At 59.9% G+C, this 18,647-nt stretch carries 14 protein-coding genes, 3 pseudogenes and 1 riboswitch; of the genes and pseudogenes, 9 read left to right on the forward strand and 8 right to left on the reverse strand.

Annotated elements, in window-relative coordinates:
* Positions 1-483 precede the first annotated feature (483 nt).
* Complete coding sequence (locus tag I6F09_RS35775; RefSeq protein ID WP_225190121.1) at positions 484-747, forward strand: hypothetical protein; 264 nt, start codon at positions 484-486, stop codon at positions 745-747.
* A gap of 1,155 nt (positions 748-1,902) precedes the next feature.
* On the opposite strand, the gene I6F09_RS35780 is transcribed toward I6F09_RS35775, so the two are convergent.
* The 4 genes and pseudogenes from I6F09_RS35780 to I6F09_RS35795 form a co-directional block, all read right to left on the reverse strand.
* Positions 1,903-2,436, reverse strand: coding sequence for a transposase (locus I6F09_RS35780; RefSeq protein ID WP_225145043.1), 534 nt, complete (start codon positions 2,434-2,436; stop codon positions 1,903-1,905).
* A gap of 121 nt (positions 2,437-2,557) precedes the next feature.
* Positions 2,558-2,929, reverse strand: a complete 372-nt coding sequence (locus I6F09_RS35785; protein WP_225130553.1) for a recombinase family protein — start codon at positions 2,927-2,929, stop codon at positions 2,558-2,560.
* A gap of 280 nt (positions 2,930-3,209) precedes the next feature.
* Positions 3,210-3,485 (reverse strand): annotated as a pseudogene (locus I6F09_RS37475) (recombinase family protein); the annotation flags it as partial.
* 127 nt (positions 3,486-3,612) lie between these two features.
* Complete coding sequence (locus I6F09_RS35795; RefSeq protein ID WP_225145044.1) at positions 3,613-3,801, reverse strand: hypothetical protein; 189 nt, start codon at positions 3,799-3,801, stop codon at positions 3,613-3,615.
* Between the two features lie 305 nt (positions 3,802-4,106).
* Between I6F09_RS35795 and I6F09_RS35800 the strand changes: the two are divergent.
* From I6F09_RS35800 to I6F09_RS35825, 6 genes and pseudogenes are all read left to right on the forward strand, one after another.
* Positions 4,107-4,405, forward strand: a pseudogene (locus I6F09_RS35800) (ATP-binding protein); the annotation flags it as partial.
* A gap of 208 nt (positions 4,406-4,613) precedes the next feature.
* The gene (locus I6F09_RS35805; RefSeq protein WP_225145045.1) at positions 4,614-5,696 is read left to right on the forward strand and encodes an ISAs1 family transposase; all 1,083 of its coding nucleotides are present in this window, start codon (positions 4,614-4,616) and stop codon (positions 5,694-5,696) included.
* 1,190 nt (positions 5,697-6,886) lie between these two features.
* Positions 6,887-7,528 (forward strand): GNAT family N-acetyltransferase, encoded by a 642-nt coding sequence (locus tag I6F09_RS35810; RefSeq protein WP_225145054.1) that lies wholly within the window; start codon positions 6,887-6,889, stop codon positions 7,526-7,528.
* A 430-nt stretch (positions 7,529-7,958) separates the two neighbouring features.
* A pseudogene (locus I6F09_RS35815) lies at positions 7,959-8,105 on the forward strand (IS5/IS1182 family transposase); the annotation flags it as partial.
* 125 nt (positions 8,106-8,230) lie between these two features.
* Positions 8,231-8,385, forward strand: a riboswitch (cobalamin riboswitch).
* Positions 8,386-8,488: 103 nt separating this feature from the next.
* Complete coding sequence (locus I6F09_RS35820) at positions 8,489-10,432, forward strand: ribonucleoside-diphosphate reductase subunit alpha (RefSeq protein WP_225145046.1); 1,944 nt, start codon at positions 8,489-8,491, stop codon at positions 10,430-10,432.
* Positions 10,423-11,496 carry a ribonucleotide-diphosphate reductase subunit beta gene (locus tag I6F09_RS35825; RefSeq protein WP_225145047.1) on the forward strand — a complete coding sequence of 358 codons (1,074 nt, stop codon included), beginning with the start codon at positions 10,423-10,425 and terminating at the stop codon, positions 11,494-11,496. Before I6F09_RS35820 ends, I6F09_RS35825 begins: the two co-directional genes overlap by 10 nt.
* A gap of 1,178 nt (positions 11,497-12,674) precedes the next feature.
* Here I6F09_RS35825 and I6F09_RS35830 read toward each other — a convergent pair.
* From I6F09_RS35830 to I6F09_RS35840, 3 genes are all read right to left on the reverse strand, one after another.
* On the reverse strand, positions 12,675-13,448 hold the full coding sequence (locus I6F09_RS35830) for an outer membrane beta-barrel protein (protein ID WP_225145055.1): 774 nt from the start codon (positions 13,446-13,448) through the stop codon (positions 12,675-12,677).
* Positions 13,449-14,162: 714 nt separating this feature from the next.
* Entirely contained in the window at positions 14,163-14,672 is a 510-nt protein-coding gene (locus I6F09_RS35835) for an AidA/PixA family protein (RefSeq protein ID WP_225145048.1), read from the reverse strand.
* A gap of 275 nt (positions 14,673-14,947) precedes the next feature.
* Positions 14,948-15,451 carry an inclusion body family protein gene (locus tag I6F09_RS35840; protein WP_225145049.1) on the reverse strand — a complete coding sequence of 168 codons (504 nt, stop codon included), beginning with the start codon at positions 15,449-15,451 and terminating at the stop codon, positions 14,948-14,950.
* 1,008 nt (positions 15,452-16,459) lie between these two features.
* Here I6F09_RS35840 and I6F09_RS37810 point away from each other — a divergent pair.
* Positions 16,460-16,765, forward strand: a complete 306-nt coding sequence (locus I6F09_RS37810; RefSeq protein WP_346656685.1) for a DUF308 domain-containing protein — start codon at positions 16,460-16,462, stop codon at positions 16,763-16,765.
* Positions 16,725-17,309, forward strand: a complete 585-nt coding sequence (locus I6F09_RS37815) for a DUF308 domain-containing protein (RefSeq protein ID WP_346656686.1) — start codon at positions 16,725-16,727, stop codon at positions 17,307-17,309. The genes I6F09_RS37810 and I6F09_RS37815 overlap by 41 nt, the downstream gene beginning before the upstream one ends.
* A 193-nt stretch (positions 17,310-17,502) precedes the next feature.
* Here I6F09_RS37815 and I6F09_RS35850 read toward each other — a convergent pair whose 3' ends face one another.
* Positions 17,503-18,219 (reverse strand): hypothetical protein, encoded by a 717-nt coding sequence (locus I6F09_RS35850; RefSeq protein WP_225143679.1) that lies wholly within the window; start codon positions 18,217-18,219, stop codon positions 17,503-17,505.
* Positions 18,220-18,647 lie beyond the last annotated feature (428 nt).

An 18,647-nucleotide genomic window follows, 5' to 3' on the forward strand; every position in this document is an offset into this window, starting at 1 on the left:
CGCTGATGTGATCTCGCGCTTTGCGCGCATGCTGATCTTCCCTGCCATAGCCGCCACCGATCTGATTCGGCAGCTCCGCCCCAGACACGACAGGGAAGTTGTCCGGTAACATTTTTAGCGAGGCAATGCGGCCCTCGACGTCACGAGGAATTGCCCCCTCCTTGGATAGCCGAGGAGAGAGCGAATGAACGAGGAACGAATCAAAGGCTTGTCGTGGAGTAATCCACGGGGGCAGGTGATGAATACGCCAGATGACGTGGCGGAGATGTTGCATCTGAGGGTGTGTGGGTGAGGTCTAAAGCGGATTGCGCGCCAGCTGGGCTGCAGACGGTGAAGGACTACGTGGCGCGGGTGGGTGTAGCCGTTCAAGTCGCCTGAGCGGGCGAAGCGGGTCATGGCCTTGAAGGCTGGCTGCGCGAGAGGTTCATTCGACATTGCGGCAATGCGGATGCGGTCCGTCACGACCTGTTGGCCGAAAACGGCTTGGCGGTCAGCCGGCGAACGCTGCGACGCGCCGTGCAACCCTACCGCCAGGCACTGAAGGCCGAAGCGCTGGCGACGACCCGGTTCGAGACGCCCCCGGGGCGGCAGCTACAGATCGACTTCGGCGAGCGTCTGGTCGATATCGGCGGGGCGAAGGTCAAAGCATTTGTGTTCGTGGCGACCCGCGCCGAAAAGCAAGAGCACTGGTTCGCTGGGCTCGAGAGCCATTCACGACCTTCGATGGCGTGCCGGAGGAAGTGCTGAAGGACAATCTACGCGCGCTCGTGGTGCGCCACGGCAGATGAGCCGGTCGGTTCAGTTTAACGACAAGCTCATCACGTTCGCGAAGCATTGGGGCTTCCGTCCTCGCGCCTGCGCACCGTATCGGGCGCGCACAAAGGGCAAGACGGAGAATGGCGTCCGCTACGTGAAGAAGAACGTGATCGCGGGGCATTCCTTCGCGAGCTGCGAGGCATTCGAGACGCATCTCGCCGAGTGGGAGGGCGGGGTGGCGAACGTACGTATCCACGGCACGACGGGCGTGGCGCCGATCACTCGCTTTGCGTGTGACGAGGTACACCGTGACGGTCGCGGCTGGCGAGGTGCGCATCCGCCATGGCATGCGCGAGGTTGCAGTCACAAGCAATCGGAGGATCGCCGGCCGCGGATCGTCGAGTTCGCCCACCTCGACGGGGTTGCCTGTCGCGATGGCGCGGTCTGCCAACCAGCAAGCGCGACACCGACAGTGCCGGCGCCTTCACCACTGCCTCGTTGTTACGTCCTCTTGCCGAATACGAAGCTACGATCGGAGGGAGCTTCTGATGGTGCGTACAAAGAAGGTCACCGAAGCACCAATCGATTGGCTGGGGGCCATGCTGGCGCGCTCGCAGCTCTCCCATCCGCGACCAGCTCGACCACCTGCCCGACGAGACGGCGCGCGTGAACCTGTCGGCGCGTGAGACGCTGATCCTACTGTGCGAGCGCGAGGTCGTGGCGCAAGAATCATAGGCGCAGCCGTCGATCGACCGAAGCAGATCCGCGACCTGGCCGCGTCACGTTGGATCGCCAACGGCGAGAACGTGCTGCTGCTCGGCGCGCTCGAGTCAGGTTCATGCTGCCCATCTCGCTACCGCCTTGGAGTTGAAATCTTTTTGACCCGGATCGCCAGACGATGGCCGCCGGAACCGCCGCGCCCTTGACTTGGGGATGTTCCAGATCAACCGCTTTGACCATCCACGGTGCGCCTTTGCACAGCTGCTGCGCAGGCAAGCTCTGTTCTTCGATCAGACGGCGAGCCGTCGAAGGACTGACTTTCAACGCAGCTGGGCGCGCTCGTCCTCTCGGTAGGCCGCGATGGCGTGTTGGTTGCGCAGACTGCGAACGCGGACGCGGGCCCAACTGTTGCCACGCCCTGTCGACCTACTGGCGCGGTTGAGAACCGCGGCGATGGTGCTGTCGGGCATCTGACGCGCGAGGACACGAACGAGATCGACCACATCCGCCGCGGTGCTCGCCGGTGCGGTTCCTCCTCACCTGCAATGCCGTGTGATCGCCGCCATGCCAGTGGACAATCAAGTCCAGCACCTCGTCGCGGATGCGCACAACGATCTCATTGATCAAGCTTCGGATGATCCTGTTGCGCGTCGCAGCTGTTGCACCCGGACTTTCCCAAGCTCTCTTGAGTTCGGAACCAGGCGCAAGTAACCGATCGCGATCGATGTCGCTCAACGTCATCTCCGGCGTAGCCAACAACGTGTCGCGCTCGCCCTCAAGCTCGCGGACAGCGACCAGGCGTTCGTTCCAGCGCCGCTCCAGCTCGCCGGCAACAAGGCGATTGTCCGGCTCGACAGCCTCGTATCGCCGACGAGCGCGAGTTGCCTCGTAGCGTGCCTGCTCCAGAGCCAACTCGAGCTGACGCAGCTTGTCGGCGTGTTCACGGCCGCGCGCTTCCATGGCCGCCAGCGCCGCCCGTATACCCAGCGGCTGCAGCCGCGCGATGACCCCCGTGCTGATCGCGCGATCCGCGCGCAGACCGCCTAATGAGATGCACGGGTCTCCACCATGGTTGATCTGGCTACCGCGGCAATGATACCGCCCGACAGTACTGTGCGTACCGCTGTAGGTAACGTGAAGTTTGCTGCCGCAGTGGCCGCAACGAAGAACCCGCGAGCAGGCCTTCGCCGCTGCGAACCGAGCCTCGACTCATGAAGCTTTTTCCGTTGGCGTTGTCGGTGATCAGGCCCTGATTCTTCTCGAACTCCGCCCACGTAATGTAGCCCTCATGGTGGTCCTTGATCAAAACCTCCCAGTCGTTGCGCTCGCGCCGGAAGCCCCGCACGATCCTCTTGCGGCCGGCCTCGATCGTCACTCGACTGCCCGAGCGCCCGAAGACATAGGCGCCAGCATAGGCGGGATTGGTCAGGATGTGGTAGATCGTATTGTACACTGGTAACTTCCATTCGACGTGGCGGCCCTCGGGGCCATGGCCGACCCCCGGGCAAAGTGATTCGCTCCTGCCGTAAGCAGAGGTGGATCTGGCGCAGTGTCTGCATCTCGGCAAACTTGGTGAACACGAGTGCGAGCGCCTCCTGAATGCGCCGATCAGGGTCCTTGTCGATCCGATCGTTGGAGACCTTGAGATAGCCGATGGCGACGTTGAGGAAGAGCTCACCCCTGCGTGCCTTCTGCTTCAAGGCTTCAAGCGAGCGTTGCCCAAAGATAGATAGCTCCATCTCGCTCATCGTGCCCTTCATGCCGAGCAGAAGGCGATCGTTGGGATAGCGAGGATCGTCGACGCCATCCTCACCGACGATCAGTGTTCCAACGAGCCCGCAGAACTCCAGGAGCGTGTGCCAATCCCTACCGTTGCGGGCCAGCCGAGAGGCCTCAATCGAGACCACAGCGCCAACTTGCCCTTCGCAAATGGCGGCGAGCAGCTTCTCGAATCCGGGACGCGCGGTGCCGCCACCAGAGCGACCGAGTTCGTCGTCGATTACGGCCACCTCGCTCTAGCCCAGCTGCCGGGCAAGCTCGGCCAAGCCGTACTAGCGGCGCTCGCTCTCGCGGTTGTTGATGACCTGGTCTGCCGTCGACTGGCGAACGTAGACGACGGCCTGGCGAGCAAGGTGCTCAGGTGTGATATTGCTCACCGCCGTCCTCCCGGTTCACGTCGTGTGCCTCGACTGCGCTGTCGGTGAGCGCTTCGGTCAGAAGCTCCTTTAACAGCGCCAGCATTTGCTGTTGGGCTTCGATTGGAATGCTGCTGTATGTCGGAGGGCTCTCGAACAGATCCCCCTGACGACGTGATGCGTCCGCCATGACGGCCTCCTCGCGAATGGGACGATTCCCTGGAAGAGGAGGCTAAGAGCGCCTCGACAAGAAGACGCGCTCCAGTAGACGATCCACCGGAAGCTGCGGATCAGCTTTGAGATGGAAGGAAGCGGCGGCGGGAACCGCCATCCATGCCGGCAGCAGCGTTAAGGTGGCATCAGGTTGTCTGATAACAAAATGCGTCTCACCCCCAAGCCGCTTGCAGGAGACAATGACGACTGACGCTCCGCATCGCGGATGGAACGCGTAAAGGATCTCCACCTCAGATCCCAGACACCCGGCATTATGACGCTGGTCCGCCAGGCGTCGGCAAGACGCACCCGTCGATTGCTCTCGGGCGAGAGGCGATCCTGGACGGGTACACGGTGCAGTTCACCACGGCAACGACGCTGGTCGCGGGCCTCGCCAAGGCGCACGGCGAGCAGCATCTGGACGAGAAACTGCTCGCGCTGTCGAAGCCAAAGCTACTAATCGTCGACGAACTCGACTACCGGCCCCTGAACCCGACGCTGCGCATCTGTTCTTCCGGCTGGTCAGTCGCCGTTACGAAACCGGCGCCATGCTGATCACGTCGAACCGCAGCGTTGCCGAAGGGGCAGTTCTTCATGACGAAAAGGGGGCAGTTCCGGATGGCGTTCGACAGACTATGCTCAAGGTTGAACCCGGGCCAACTCAGCATCAAGGGCGGATAGATCTCTACCCATTCTGGGTAGGGGAATCGCATATGACGCTATCGGCGTGTTGCAAAGCGGTCGGAACTGGATTCTTTGGGTCTCTCTCGATTGCCGAGGGAGACTGGAATGCGCAAACTCAGGCGCCTGCTTCGACCGCTCAAGGATCCTCGCGCCGACAACACACGGCACGATCTGGTTGAGATTCTTATCATCGCTTTGGCGGCGACGCTGGCTGGCGCCAAGAACTGTACCGAGTTCGAGTTCTTCGGCAGGGGTCGAGAGGAGCTGTTGCGAGGGTTCCTGGAGCTTAGACACGGCATTCCCAGCCACGATACGTTCAGCACCGTTTTCCGCGCGCTGGACCCGAAGGGGCTGGAAGCCGTTTTGCGTAAGTTCAGCAAGGGCTTCGGCATCAAGGGCGTGGTCAGTATTGACGGGAAGGCCTTGCGAGGAGCCTTCACTCGTGGCCGGCGAGCCACGCCGCTTCATATGGTCAACGTCTGGGCGGCCGGCACGCGCATGGCGCTGGCTCAGGGAAAGGCTCCCAACCGCAACGAGGTTGCCGGCGTTCTCAAAGTCCTGGCTCTGCTCGATCTGGACGGCGCTGTTGTCACCGCCGATGCCTTGCATTGCCGACCCGACACCGAGCGGGCTATCCGCAAGTGCAAGGTCCACTACGTGTTGGCGATCAAGAGCAATCGCGGCCGGCTGTTCAAGGCGGCGAAGGCGCTCGTCGACACCGCCCGGAAGCCCGCGCGGGCGAGCCAGCGGAGGACAACCGCCCACGGCCGCACCGAGCGTCGGCAGGCCATCGTTACCTCGGCACCGCAATTGGCGAAGCAATACGGCTTCCCAGCCATCGCTGCCGTTGGCCGCATCGACAGTTGGCGGGCCAATACCGGCAAAGCCGCCAAGCACACGGTACGATACTTTCTGGCATCGCGTCCGCTCCCTGCCAAGAAACTGCTTGAGGTCGTGCGTGCCCATTGGGGTATCGAGAATAACTTGCACTGGGTTCTCGACGTTCTGTTCGACGAGGACGCATGCCGCAGTCGCAAGGGCCATGCCGCCGAAAACCTCGCAGCTATCCGCAAGCTGGCCATCAATACACTGCAGGCGACACCAGGCCCCGTGCGCACCAGCCACAAAATGCTCGAAGCCAGATGGAATAATGACTTCCTTCTCAGCGCTCTTGCCCATATGCGATAGCCCTACCATTCTGGGGAGGTCTTCGCTACAATGCCTCCTGATATGCTGCCCCGGCGACTACAGTTTTCCAAGACAGAATGAAACAGCATGACTCACCACGTGGATCTCGGACCCGGTGTGGCAAGCATACCAGCGCCAAGAAATCTTCCAAACCGTTCCGATCAGGGAGTGAGTTGGAACAAGTCCTACGAAGCCATCAACGCTTGTGGCCAAAAACCTCTTTTACGAGAATTACTCACGCAACTACGTCAGCCTGCTGTCTTTCCCACTATGGCAAGGATCGCGGCGGATACAACTGACCTAGGCGTCAAGTTCGACGAGGGCACGACAGCAACGTTTTCGCTCGATAGAGCTAACGCCGTTGTGCGAGCGATCGACACGTCTGACGATCAATCAAGGCACGAAAGCTCTCGCGCGATCCCAAGTTGCGTTGTCCAGTAGGTCCACGGCGGCAGCGTCGTGGTATCCAGTCGCGTTGCCTTGATCCGACAATCGCGAATCGCGGCGATGATGCGCCGAGAGCTGTTGGACACAAGAACATCAAGGAGCGCAGACAACATGCGATAATTGGAAAGCCGCTGTACTACGCATATGACTCTCGCAGACGAAAGCTCTCTCTGCCGGTGGCCGCGGACACGACGTTGGCAATGGAGGTTTCGCACTTAGCATGTGTTTTGACCAAGAAACTTACGAGAACCACTCAATACGAGACGAGGTGATGATTCCTTGCCTAGTCTGGACCTCGACGCGCGACACCTGGCAAGCTGTTTGCTCGTGCCGGAGCCCGGTTCAGGCAGCCATCGCCCGATGTTCGCCATGCCCTGACTTCTTCGCACTTGCAATCTCAGAGGCGTCCTCATGTCATTCCCTTCGCGGACGTTGCACCCGAACCGTGTCGACCTTGAGAACGTCGGAGCTTCCTTTGGGAAGGGCGGGGCGGGTTCCAGATAGGGCGTGGAAGCGCAGAAGCCCGCCAGGAATATGTAGATCCAAGCATTGCCGACCAAGGAGCCTTCGTCCGAAGTGGCCGTCAACGTCAGCCGTCTGAGACAGGCGGAGATCTCGGAAGGGAAACCAAATGCACCCGGCGGGTCCCCGTCGGTGCATCCATTCCGCTCACCGTCAGATGTGTCGATGCCATGCTCCTCCTTGGAAGGCCAATGCCAAAACAGAGCCCCGAAAACGACATCATGACAGAAGAATCAGATATCAGATCTGCGAACGCAAACATTCGTGCAAGCACTGTCTGGACCATTGTGCTCGGCTTTGCCGCGGATCCGTTGATGCGTTGGAGCTGGCCTGACCCAAGGCAATACCTTAGGAGCATGCCTCAGTTCATTGACGCCTGTGGGGGCCGAGCATTTGCACATGGCACAGCCTACGTCGCGGGAGAGATTCGTGGCGCGGCCCTGTGGCTGCCTCCCAACGTGCAGCAAGACGAGGAGGCATTGGATGCAATCATGGCGCTATCCCTGCGCCCGGAGATTACCGAGGATATGGCACACTTGCGGCGGAGAATGGCCGAACATCGTCCCCACGAGCCACATTGGTATCTGCCGCTCATTGCCGTCGATCCGAACTGGATCGGAAAAGGGCTTGGCACGTTGCTGATGAAATACGCCCTTCAACGATGCGATGAGAACGGCATTGTTGCCTACCTCGAAAGCTCGAACCCTGAAAACATTCCCTTTTACCAACGTCACGGCTTCAAGGTCGTTGGTGAGATACAACACGGTTCTTCGCCGCCGCTCACGCCAATGTTGCGAACGGCTTCATTCCCACCCAGCAAGGCCGCGCCGCCGGATCGGCTCGTCACCCAGACTCAAGCATAGCTCATCCCGTTAGGATTGATTGCCAATAACCTGACATGACCGCGTTCGGTCAGGACGGCTTATGTTCGCGGCCAGACAACTGAGCACGTGAGGCGGCTCGCCCGGCCTGCGAAAAGCATACGAATCGCCTCTTCGGCAAAGTTGGCACGTCTGATGTGAGAGCTGGCGGGGTCAAATCCACTAAGCGTGGGACATTGCCACGGGCGGCTGCATCGATTGCGGTCGGGCTCCAGACAATTTTTGATCTAAGGGCCACAGAAAGCGATGAATGGCGAGACGCGTATGGCTACCGAAACCCGATCCGGCCCAACTCAATTCGCGGACCGCGAACCGATCGATGCCAACATTCAGGATGTCCAGGGTTGCTGTTCCCCTGTTGGAGAATTTGCGACGCCACTTCCAAAGGCTTGAGCACATCTTGGCCGATCGCAGGCGCTCGGTCGTCGAGCGCACCTTTGCGTGGCTCGGCAGATGTCGGCATCTCTGCAAAGACTTCGAAGGTTCCGCCGCTACCGAGCTCGCCTGGCCGCTCGTCGCCCATCTGAGGCTCCTAACTCGCCGATTGGCCAGGCCTTGAGACATCTATGCTTTTTGAGTGAGGCTCTCAGGACAGGCGCTCGGCGAATTTCGAACCTCGACCTCGGGGCTGCTCCAACTGGTTAACTTGACTGTGCCGTCTTGACGAGTCTGGGCAACGGCTTCTATATGTGGTGTCGTCGTGGTTTTCAATTCGCATATATGGTGGCACGGAGTTAAGGGGAACCCATTGTGCCGGCAGCGGCTATTCCGAGGCATTAGCGCGACAGCGCTGGGAAGACCCGCGAGCCAGGAAACCTACCGCGACAGAACCCATGTCCTCGGGCGGGGTGCCCGGTGGGTCGCTTGCAGCCGGGGACATTGGCCGGGTCTCCTCGCAAGTCGTCCGCACGGTCCCAGCCCCCAAATATCACGGGGTTGCCGATGTCGGCGTCTTACGATTTCGATCAGTATGGTCATCTCATTGAGCTGCCGAGTGTGCGGCAGCCCTCAGCGCAGGCAAAGCCTACCACACCTGAACTGTGTCTTGTGCAGCCCCCAGCATTGCCGGCTCCCCTGCCGAGGCCCCCCGCGCGATCGCCAACTCCGTCTGACCTTTCGCTCGATCGGTCGCGCGACGACCTGCTGACCTCGTTTGGTAGGCTGACGCTGACCGACCGCTATCTGCTCGCCGGCGAAGGCCTCCAGGACATGTTCGCCCGAGTGTCTTGCGCCTTCGCGGACAATGTTGCGCATGCCCAACGTCTATATGATGCGATGTCTCGGCTGTGGTTCATGCCGGCCACACCGGTGCTCTCCAACGGCGGCACGACGCGCGGCCTTCCGATCTCGTGCTTCCTTAACTCAGTGTCGGACTCGCTCGAAGGCATCGTCGGCACCTGGAACGAGAACGTCTGGCTTGCTTCCAATGGCGGCGGCATCGGCACCTACTGGGGTAATGTTCGCTCAATCGGCGAGAAGGCGAGGGGCGGCGTCACCTCGGGCATCATCCCGTTCATCCACGTCACGGACGGCCTCACGCTGGCGATCAGCCAGGGCTCGTTGCGGCGCGGCTCGGCGGCGGTCTATCTCGATATCCACCATCCCGAGATCGAGGAGTTCCTCGAGATCCGCAAGGCGTCTGGTGACTTCAACCGCAAGAGCCTCAACCTACATCACAGCATCAACGTCACCGACGAGTTCATGTGTGCCGTGGGCGCCGGCACCGCATTCGCTCTGCGCAGCCCGAAGACTAACGAGGTTGTCCGCGAGATCGATGCCCGCCAGCTGTGGCAACGCATCCTTGAGAACCGGCTGCAGACCGGCGAGCCTTATCTCTTGTTCATCGACACCGTGAACCGTGCGCTCCCCAAGCACCAGCGCGAGCTCGGCCTCAAGGTCTCGACCTCCAACCTGTGCAGCGAGATTACCGTGTCGACCGGCATCGATCATCGCGGCGAGGAGCGCACCGCGGTGTGCTGCCTGTCGTCGCTCAACCTCGAGACCTGGGACCAGTGGAATGAGGAGCCCGGCTTCATCGAGGACGTCATGCGCTTCCTAGACAACGTGCTCACGCACTTCATCACGGTGGCGCCGGACGGAATGAAGCGTGCCCGCTACGCCGCCCTGCGCGAGCGCTCCGTTGGCCTCGGCGTCATGGGCTTCCACTCGTTTCTCCAGGCCAAGGGCATTCCAATGGAGGGTACCCTGGCCAAGTCATTCAATCTGAACATGTTCCGAAAACTTCGTCGCGATGCCGATGCGGCATCCGTGGCGCTCGCTCGCGAGCGTGGCCCGTGCCCGGATGCCCTGGAACGCGGCGTGATGGCGCGCTTCAGCCCCAAGATCGCAATCGCGCCGACCGCCTCGATCAGCATCATCTGCGGCGGCACCAGCGCCTGCACTGAGCCGATCCCGGCCAACATCTACACCCACAAGACGCTATCCGGCGCCATCTCGGTGCGCAATCCGCACCTCGCTAAGGTGCTGGCCGCGAAAGGCGCCGACACCTCGGCGACCTGGGAGTCGATCATCGCGCACGACGGATCGGTCGCCCATCTCGACGTCCTGTCGGAGCACGAGAAAGCGATCTTTCGCACCGCCTTCGAGATCGACCAGCGCTGGATCGTCGAGCTTGCCGCCGACCGCGCCGCGTTGATTTGCCAGAGCCAGTCGATCAACCTCTATCTGCCGGCCGACGTCGATAAGTGGGACCTCCACATGCTGCACTGGACGGCGTGGAAGCGTGGGGTGAAGAGCCTCTACTACTGTCGATCAAAGTCGATCTCGCGCGCGGCGTTCGCCGGCAAGATTGCCGGGGATGCAACGCCGACGCAGCAGCCGGCGCGGCAGCGCACCGACTATGAGGAGTGCCTCGCATGTCAGTGATCGATCTGTCGCGCGCCGATCCGCGCACGTTGATCGGCAAGGGACGCGTCGGCCTCCTTGACTCGACCGGCAGCTACGACGTCGATCGCTATGCCTGGGCTTACGAGTTCTGGAAGCGCCAGCAGCAGACCCACTGGATGGGCGAGGAGGTGCCGCTCGGCGCCGACCTCAACGACTGGGCTTCGGACCGCGTCACCGACAGCGAGCGCGCGCTGCTCACCCAGATCTTCCGTTTCTTCACTCAGTCGGACATCGAGGTCGGCGACAATTATTTCAAGCGGTACATTCCGCTCTTCCAGCCACTCACCGTCCAGATGATGATGGCCGCTTTCACTAACATGGAGACGGTTCATATCGACGCCTATGCCCTGCTGCTCAAGACGCTCGGTATGCCTAAGACCGAGTTCGAGGCATTCCGCGGCTATGCGCAGATGCGCGCCAAGGCGGACTACATGCACGAGTTCGGCGTCGACAGCGTGGCGGATGTCGCCCGTACCCTGGCGATGTTCGGCGCCTTCACCGAAGGCATGGCCTTGTTCGCCAGCTTCGCCATGCTGCTGAACTTCCCACGCCACAACAAGATGAACGGCATGGGACAGATCGTAAGCTGGTCAGTGCGCGACGAGAGTCTCCACTGCGAGGGCATCATCAAGCTATTTCACGAATGGCACCGCGAAACCGGCGCGGTGACGCGCTCCGTCCGCGACGACATTGTCGACGTCGCCAAGACCATGGTGAAGCTGGAGGAGAACTTCGTCGAGCTCGCCTTCGGTCTTGGCAAGATCGAGGGCATGCTGCCTGAGCATATCCACGCCTACGTCCGCTACGTCGCCGACTGGCGACTGGCCCAACTCCGGATTGCCCCGGTCTTCGGCTTCTTCGAGGCGAAGGAGGGCGGGTTCACCCAGCTCAAGGCGCATCCGCTGCCGTGGCTCGTCGAGATTCTCAATGGCGTCGAGCACGCCAATTTCTTCGAGCAGCGCGCCACGGAGTACTCCAAGGCGGCGAGCCGCGGCAGCTGGGACGGCGAAGACGGGGTGTGGGCGACTTTCGGCCGTATCTAGCCCATTTTATTCATGCTAGCGGCATTGACAGCGGCAGGCGCCGGTAGTCGTCGCCGTCACCCGCCAGCATGACAAAGGCATAGAACCGGACCTCCTCATCGTGGCGTCTTGATTGCAGCGCGACAAAACCGGACACACAGATGGTTTGTTGGGTTAAGCCGGTACATGCGCTCCATTGCTGATGGCGGCTAGGGTTTACAGTATTTCCGCAGGTCGGTGAGGTGGGTCTCATGAAGTAAATCAGCGCAACACGGCTACGCCCTTGAGCAGACGAATGTTCTCGATGATCGCCACGGCCGCCCCCCTCGTAGGGCTAGAGGGGATTACTATCACGCAATCGGAAGTTGTAAAGAGGGCAACCCTGTCAAAGGGGGGCATCTTCATTGCAGCCCGGTCGGATCAGGCAAACCGATTTGTTCTTCATCCCCCTTCGCGCTTGATTTCGTCGCCGACCCACTGACGGTCTTCCTCGGCCGTGGCTTCGCGGAGGTGATCTACTACGAGCAGACGCTGGCAATGCGGCTCGGATGACAGCCGCGTTTCTGTCCTAGCACAAGAGTTCCGCTTCAGCGCTGCCGATCCACCTCTGGAGATTTTGCATCCGCTCTCCGAGGCGCTCCCAATTGATCCGCGCCAGCGGGGGTTCGGCAGGCTGATCGGGCGCAGAGATCGGCAGCGACGATGACGCAAGCCATCACGTCGTCGACGTTATGTCCCACCCTCGCACGAGCGCCGCTTCGACCGCTCGTCGGCCTTTCGTCCGAGGTGGCCAGTGCGGCCGACCGGAACGATTGTAATCGATGACCTGTGTCTCCCTAAGCGAGGGCCGGGTTAACTACGACGGTCGACAAAACTATTTTTTGCCTCATCATTCTCCGACGGCCGAAAAGCCGACGGTGATGCAGGTGGAGGCACGGGTCCGGGAAATCGGCGCAGCCAGCCACTAAGCGGCTGGCGTTCGACCACGGCAGCACGCTTGAGTTCGCCGCGATCTTCGCCGTGGCGCTGCGTCATAACCAGATCAGCCAGATTCCTTTGAACCACGCCTAACCAGCTCGAGCCGATGTACCGACAAGAAGCCGATAGCGCCATTGATGCGAGTCCCTGTTGCCAAGGTTTCTATGCCGCGATGCGGCTCAGATATTGGTGCGAACCCGCGCCATTTTGGCGAAGATCGATCAATAGGTCGTGGCGATCACGCCACCCCACCGGTAGTTCACACGGACCAAGCCGATATCGACGTCCTGACCGATACGGGCAGTCCCTGCAAAAGTGCCCACCGGAACACCCACGAGTCCGGGTGAAAAAAAGAAATCCACATCCCGACGACCCATGAACAGGTGGTCGTATTCAACGCCGATGGACCAGTTCGGAGCAAAGCCAAATTCAAGGCCCGCCCCTACCGTGCCGCCCCAACGAGTTTCGCTGCCGTTGTCGATAGTGAGCCCGGTCGCAAAATCGGAGACCCGGTATTTGTCACGGACGACTGCAGCCCCACCTCTTACATAAAGCAGCACGTTATTCCAGGCATAGCCGACTTGGCCCGTGAACAGGCCGAATGCATCAAGCGTGGAGTCATCCCGGACGCCTGCGAAAGCAAGGTTCGCGTTGGAGCCCTTGAAATCGGCCCAATTGCCCTGCGCCTCCAGACCGAACACCGAGTTCGCTATTTGCCAGCGGTAGCCGATTTGACCGCCGACCGTGCTTCCCGTCGCATGATGGCACCCCATGCCAACGGGCGGAGCGACGACCACGCCGCCGGCGTTGACCACGTCCCAGCACTGATGCGCAGAGCCGCCACCGCCATTGATGCCGACGTAGAAGCCGCTCCAATCATAGATCGGAATGACCACCGGAGGCGCTTTGACGTAGGAGCGCGCAGCCAGATCAGCGGCTGCGGCAGGCGCGGCCAGCGCGATGAGGGCTACCGTGCCCGCCAGCAATTTTTTCATTCTTCTGAACCCCAGTTTCGAATTCGACGCCCCCGACGGGGTATTGACGACGATTGGCACGTTTCCGCCACCTCCATCAACTGCAAGGGTTGGTAGTTGACGGGGTCGCAAGCGCCGCCTGAGCGGCCGGTCGATGGGCAAAGTGCATGTCGGGTCGGTCGCGGATGCTGTCCGCCGACTGTTGATTAAGTGGCATGACCCGAAAATGTCTAATCGCGGTTACCCCTCCTGCGCGCCCTTCGAGCACATCAGCATGACAAGAGTCAGCCTCGACAGCGAGTCAGTTTCCTGATTGCAGCTGCTCCGCGTGTCCTCGTTCCGGCCGTATCGACCGTTCGTCGGCCATTGGATGCAAGTGTTCCCGCTTACGGCGAAGCTTCGACGGACGAGCCGCATTCCTCCACTTCGTTCCGGGCGGACGATGCATCCGCAGTAAGACGGAGGCGTGTGTAGGGGCCAGCGATAAGGCTCGGCGGCGCCGCATCGAGTTAAGAGTCCAGAATTTCTTGCTGCGGCTGGCCTTCTCGATCACGGGCTGTACCCTCGTCGATACATAAAATTTGAGCCGCGAAACGGGCCGAGCGACATCCCGAGAACTGGCTATTCCAGGAGCTCTCACAGAACTCCCAGCCGAGTTCGGGATTGAACGACCGCGCTCGGAGCGGCCGACTACGGCACCTCCCTGAGACCCGAGATGTTGATCTGGAGACGCCATCAGAAGTATCCCAGCACCAAGCAGGCCTTGTTCAAGACCATGAAGTTCAGATCGCAAGCCGCCACGCCATCGGCCAGCACTTGGCTCTGCCAGAAATGGTCGTCGATGCTTTGGTTGCCCGGCTGCAACAAATTCTCGAAGTTGGGCGTCGCGACGGTCAAGACTCGGCGCAAGACAAGCTCAAAGGGGGAAAGGACATCAGCGTGTTCCTGCGCGATCCCATAAAACACGACGATATGCTCTCCTCTCAAGGCCAGGGCATTTCCACGGATGCGCAGACGGACGCCAGGCCTGACGGCCAGATCGAGATGGCCGTCATTGCTCCCGAGTGGCCCGCCATCGCGCGCGGCCAGGACATAGAGATGCTCACTGTCGACGCGTACGGGCGCATCAGGCGAGAGACTGACATTCGGATACCGTGACAGCAGCGTCTCGGCGTCGACGATGATGAGAACGGCAACGTGAGACTCGGAGCGCTGGCTCTTGGTTGAGGGTCTGTCTTTGGCCATTGCTGTTTCCCTTCCTCCCGACCGTGGGATGCTCGGCAACCGCGGAGCTTGCCAAGTGCTTGGGCCGACCGAACTGGATGGTGCTGACGGCGGATCGGTCCCATTCGAGAGCGACGCGAAAAAAGCGACAGCTGTCGAGAAGGCCGATCCGCCAGGGACGATGGGTGAGGTCGGCACGCCTCCGGACCATATTATGCCACCTCGGAGTCGAGGGGGGTGGGATCATGGCCGTTCCCCGCTGCGCGGTTCCTTCGACGCCTTGATGATCATCCGCATCAATTGTGGATGCTGATGAACGGATCCCACGAAAAGTATCCCAGCGCGCTGCAATTGCGATCGACGACCATGAAGTTGAAATGGTAGGTAACTCGTCCGATAGCCAAAGTTTCCGAGGACCAATAGTAATTGGCGATCGTCTGACATGTCGGCACGGACGGATTGCTAGGATTGGGATGCGCGAACGAGGCCTCCGCCTTCCGCGGGGTCGGCGTCGAGATCAGCTCGTTTCCTACGTTTCCGATGAAGCGGTAGAAGATCACTGACTTCTCGAATCCAAGGGAGAGGCTGGTCTCGCGCCAACGAATCAAATGCCCGACCTGGGCCTTCAGGTCGAGCTCGCCGCCCGCTTGCCCACTGATCACGTTGTCCTGATTTGTGATCATGTAGACATGGCGGAAATCAATGAGAGTGGGGCTGTCCGGTCTTTTGCTCGGATTCGAGTACTTCTGAAGAATGGATTCCGTATCAAAGGCAACAAGAACGTCTGTGACTCTGGACATGATGCCTCTCCATTGCAAAGAGGAATGTTCGGCTTTCGCCGAGCTCAACCCATCGCCGTAGACCATTGCGATGGCTGATAACGCCGTTTGTTGGATTGCGCTGCTTCGACCGGTTCATCAGGATTTGGCTGCGGCCGCCGAGTAGGCTTGAGCTTTCGTGAGCGGCCGATTCGCGTGATCATAGGATGATTTCTCCTCAGGCCGCGCGCATTGCAGGAGACCTGCATTTGCCGTGCCAAAGGAGAGGGAATCACTTGGAGAGCGACAGGATGGCGCTTTAGCTGCCATGTCGCATGTCTAAAATCGACCAATGCGGACCGCGATAATTTCCCGAGAGCAATCAGCCATCCGGCCCACAACTGTTTCCTCTTTCCCACACTCGATAGGGGGCTCGTTCACCACAGGCACTATGCAACACGGGCAGAAGCCTCACGATATCGAGGGCGTCGTCACTCCCCATCTCGATTCTGGAGCGCTCAGCCATGGGAGTACTGTAACCAGTGGCTCCGAGGAGGGTAATGTATCGGATGGATGACAGCTTTCGGTCTTCGTGTTTGTCCAACCCCGTCGTGTGGGCGCGCATACCACCCCCTCGAGAATGCAGTTAGGCCAATCGCCGCCACGCGCAAGATGTTTATGTTGTCGTTCCTGCGCGTCGGACTTAAGACGTTTGGCGGCAAGCTGCCACAAACGGCCGCGATTTCACGATCGCGTCACGAAGAAGCTAGTTCGCTCTCGACGCGCGGCTCGCAAAACGTGGCACGCCAATTGCTTGGCCTACGACACCGCCTCGCCGGGCTTAGTAATGTGGTCCTCCCGCGTCCTGGGATGCGGTCCAAGCCCGAAGAGAGGAGGTCACGATGCGGATGGCACCCAGCAGGCGAGCATATAGATTGATGGGCACACTGAGTCGGCTGCTCGCAACGACCCGCAAGCTCAACCCTAATCGCAACAAAGCGATGGCTAGGCGCGCCATGCTGCGGCGCAGCTTTGGCACCGGAGACCTCCATGACAAGTTCGTCTGATATCGCGCGGCTTCGAGCTAGTCCGGGCACCGCTTCGCTAACGAAGTGGGGTTGGGTTTTCGCCCTCGGCGTAGGTTATCTGATCACTGGCTTCGTGGCGCTTGGTAGCGTTGCGCTCGCGACGGTGGCGAGTGTGGTGCTAGTTGGCGTGATGATGATCGTCGCCGGCGTTGCCGAAACGATCAATGCTTTCCAGGTTAAGACCTGGGGCAAGTTCTTGCTATGCGCTCTTTTGGGTGCGCTCTACTTTGGATGCGCTCTACATCGTCGCGGGACTTGTGACATTTGATAATCCTACGCTCGCCGCTGTGCTGCTTACGCTGGCGCTCGGCGCATCGCTGGTCGCCGCCGGCATCATGCGCCTGATCCTGGCGTTCAGCATCAAACGCGCAACGCCCCGATCCTGGCTGGCGATATCCGGCGTCATTACTCTGCTGATTGGATCGTTGATCTTAGCGCGTTGGCCGATAAACAGTGTTTATATTCTGGGCCTGTTTCTCGGCGCCGATCTAATCGTGGCGGGCGCGAGCTGGATTGGAGTCAGCTTCGGCCTACGCCGCAGTCCCATCGTGAAGTCACGATCGTCGCGTAATTGCCGGGCGCCCTTGGTTTCGAAGGAGAAAGACATGCACGAAAATAACAGCTTGGAGCGTGCAGCCTCACCCGCTGAGACTGCATTTGCTGCGCTAACGAACTTCTCGCTCGGCAACAATCTCATACTTGGATATGCAGCTCACGGTTTCTATGTCTCCAGTCAGCCTGTCACGAGTGCGGTAGTTCAGTTCACCGATAACGCTGTGGCAAGCGGCTTGGCCCACGCCTACCTTTACTGAATCGAATATACTCACGCCAAATCACAGCGACAGATCAATCGATTCCGAATTCTTCACGGGCGACTCGAGACCGCGATCATCGAACGCTCTGTCGAGAAGATGGCGACGCCAGCTAAGCAGATGATTGCCAGAGCACTATGCGGTCAGAAACGGCCCGTACTCTACTTCCGCCGCAAGCTCTGCGATCTCCGTCTCAAACGATGTTTTGCTTTGCCGCTGACGCAGCAAATCGTTCGAGTATCACGCGCAAATCACCCGCTTCTTTTCTTAGGTGAGGGTACACCTTGGCGGCTTCGCAATCAAACTGCTCCCAGTCCGGCACATCGAGCAATGTCAGTGAACGGAGTGCCGGAGCGAAGCAACTAAGAAATCGTCGTTGGATTATTTTAATGCGCTGCAAGCGGATTGCTTCGCTTGTGTCGGGCTCTCCAGAAACAAGCTCGATTGCGTCTCTTAGAACCGAGAGACGAAAATAGAACTGTGTCACTGCCAGCAGTATCTCGGCGTCGAGCAGTCCGAGTTTTCCCGCAACAGCAGGCAACACGAGTGGGAGTGACGGAAGGAATTTGGCGTCTTCACTTGCAATCTTCCTCGTGCCCCAATCCCTCCACGGCTCTATGTAGTCGTTGGCGCATCGTGCAACTCGATCGACGATCTCAGCGTAGAGACTTGCTCGCATGGCTTTGATCTCTTGTTTCTGGCGCCTGTTATCGTGGTGGGTGACAGCGCCGAAGCTAATGGCACTGCCCACGATGGTACCCACGAAGCCAATCCACCCCACACTGCTGCCGACGAAGATATTCACCATCACCCCAGCAGTTACCGCTCCCGCCAGAGAGGCTACTGCGATAAGAAATATCATATCTTGTCGATACGGGCTTAGTCGTGTCGCGTGATCATTTTCATTCACGACGCATCCTCGAGCGACCAGGTTCATAGGCATTCGCTTTTGCGGAAAATGCTACCCCCTGCGCCGAAATGTTACTGTCCGCTGCAATCGATTTGGTTCGGCTTGATACCCCGGAACTGTCCACGCAGGGCTGTGACTGTGATTAGTTTTGACGGGGTCTTCGTTGGCCCACCACGCATCATATTCATACGCCGATTTCGGGAGGGAGCGACCGATAAGCATCTCGATATCGGCAAAGGTCGTCTTGAGCGAGGCAGAGCTGTTTGCGACCAGCTTGTCTCTCAAAGGGTTATAGATCGACATCGGGCTCCCCCATCCAACGATCTCATACTATATAGCCAATCCGGACTTTTCGTCACCAATTGCGGATTTTGTCCGATATTTGTCGGTTTTCGTTCGCAGCGGCACTGACGCCGCCGCGACATCAT

It is taken from the genome of Bradyrhizobium sp. IC3195 (assembly GCF_020193585.1).
Lineage (GTDB): Bacteria > Pseudomonadota > Alphaproteobacteria > Rhizobiales > Xanthobacteraceae > Bradyrhizobium > Bradyrhizobium yuanmingense.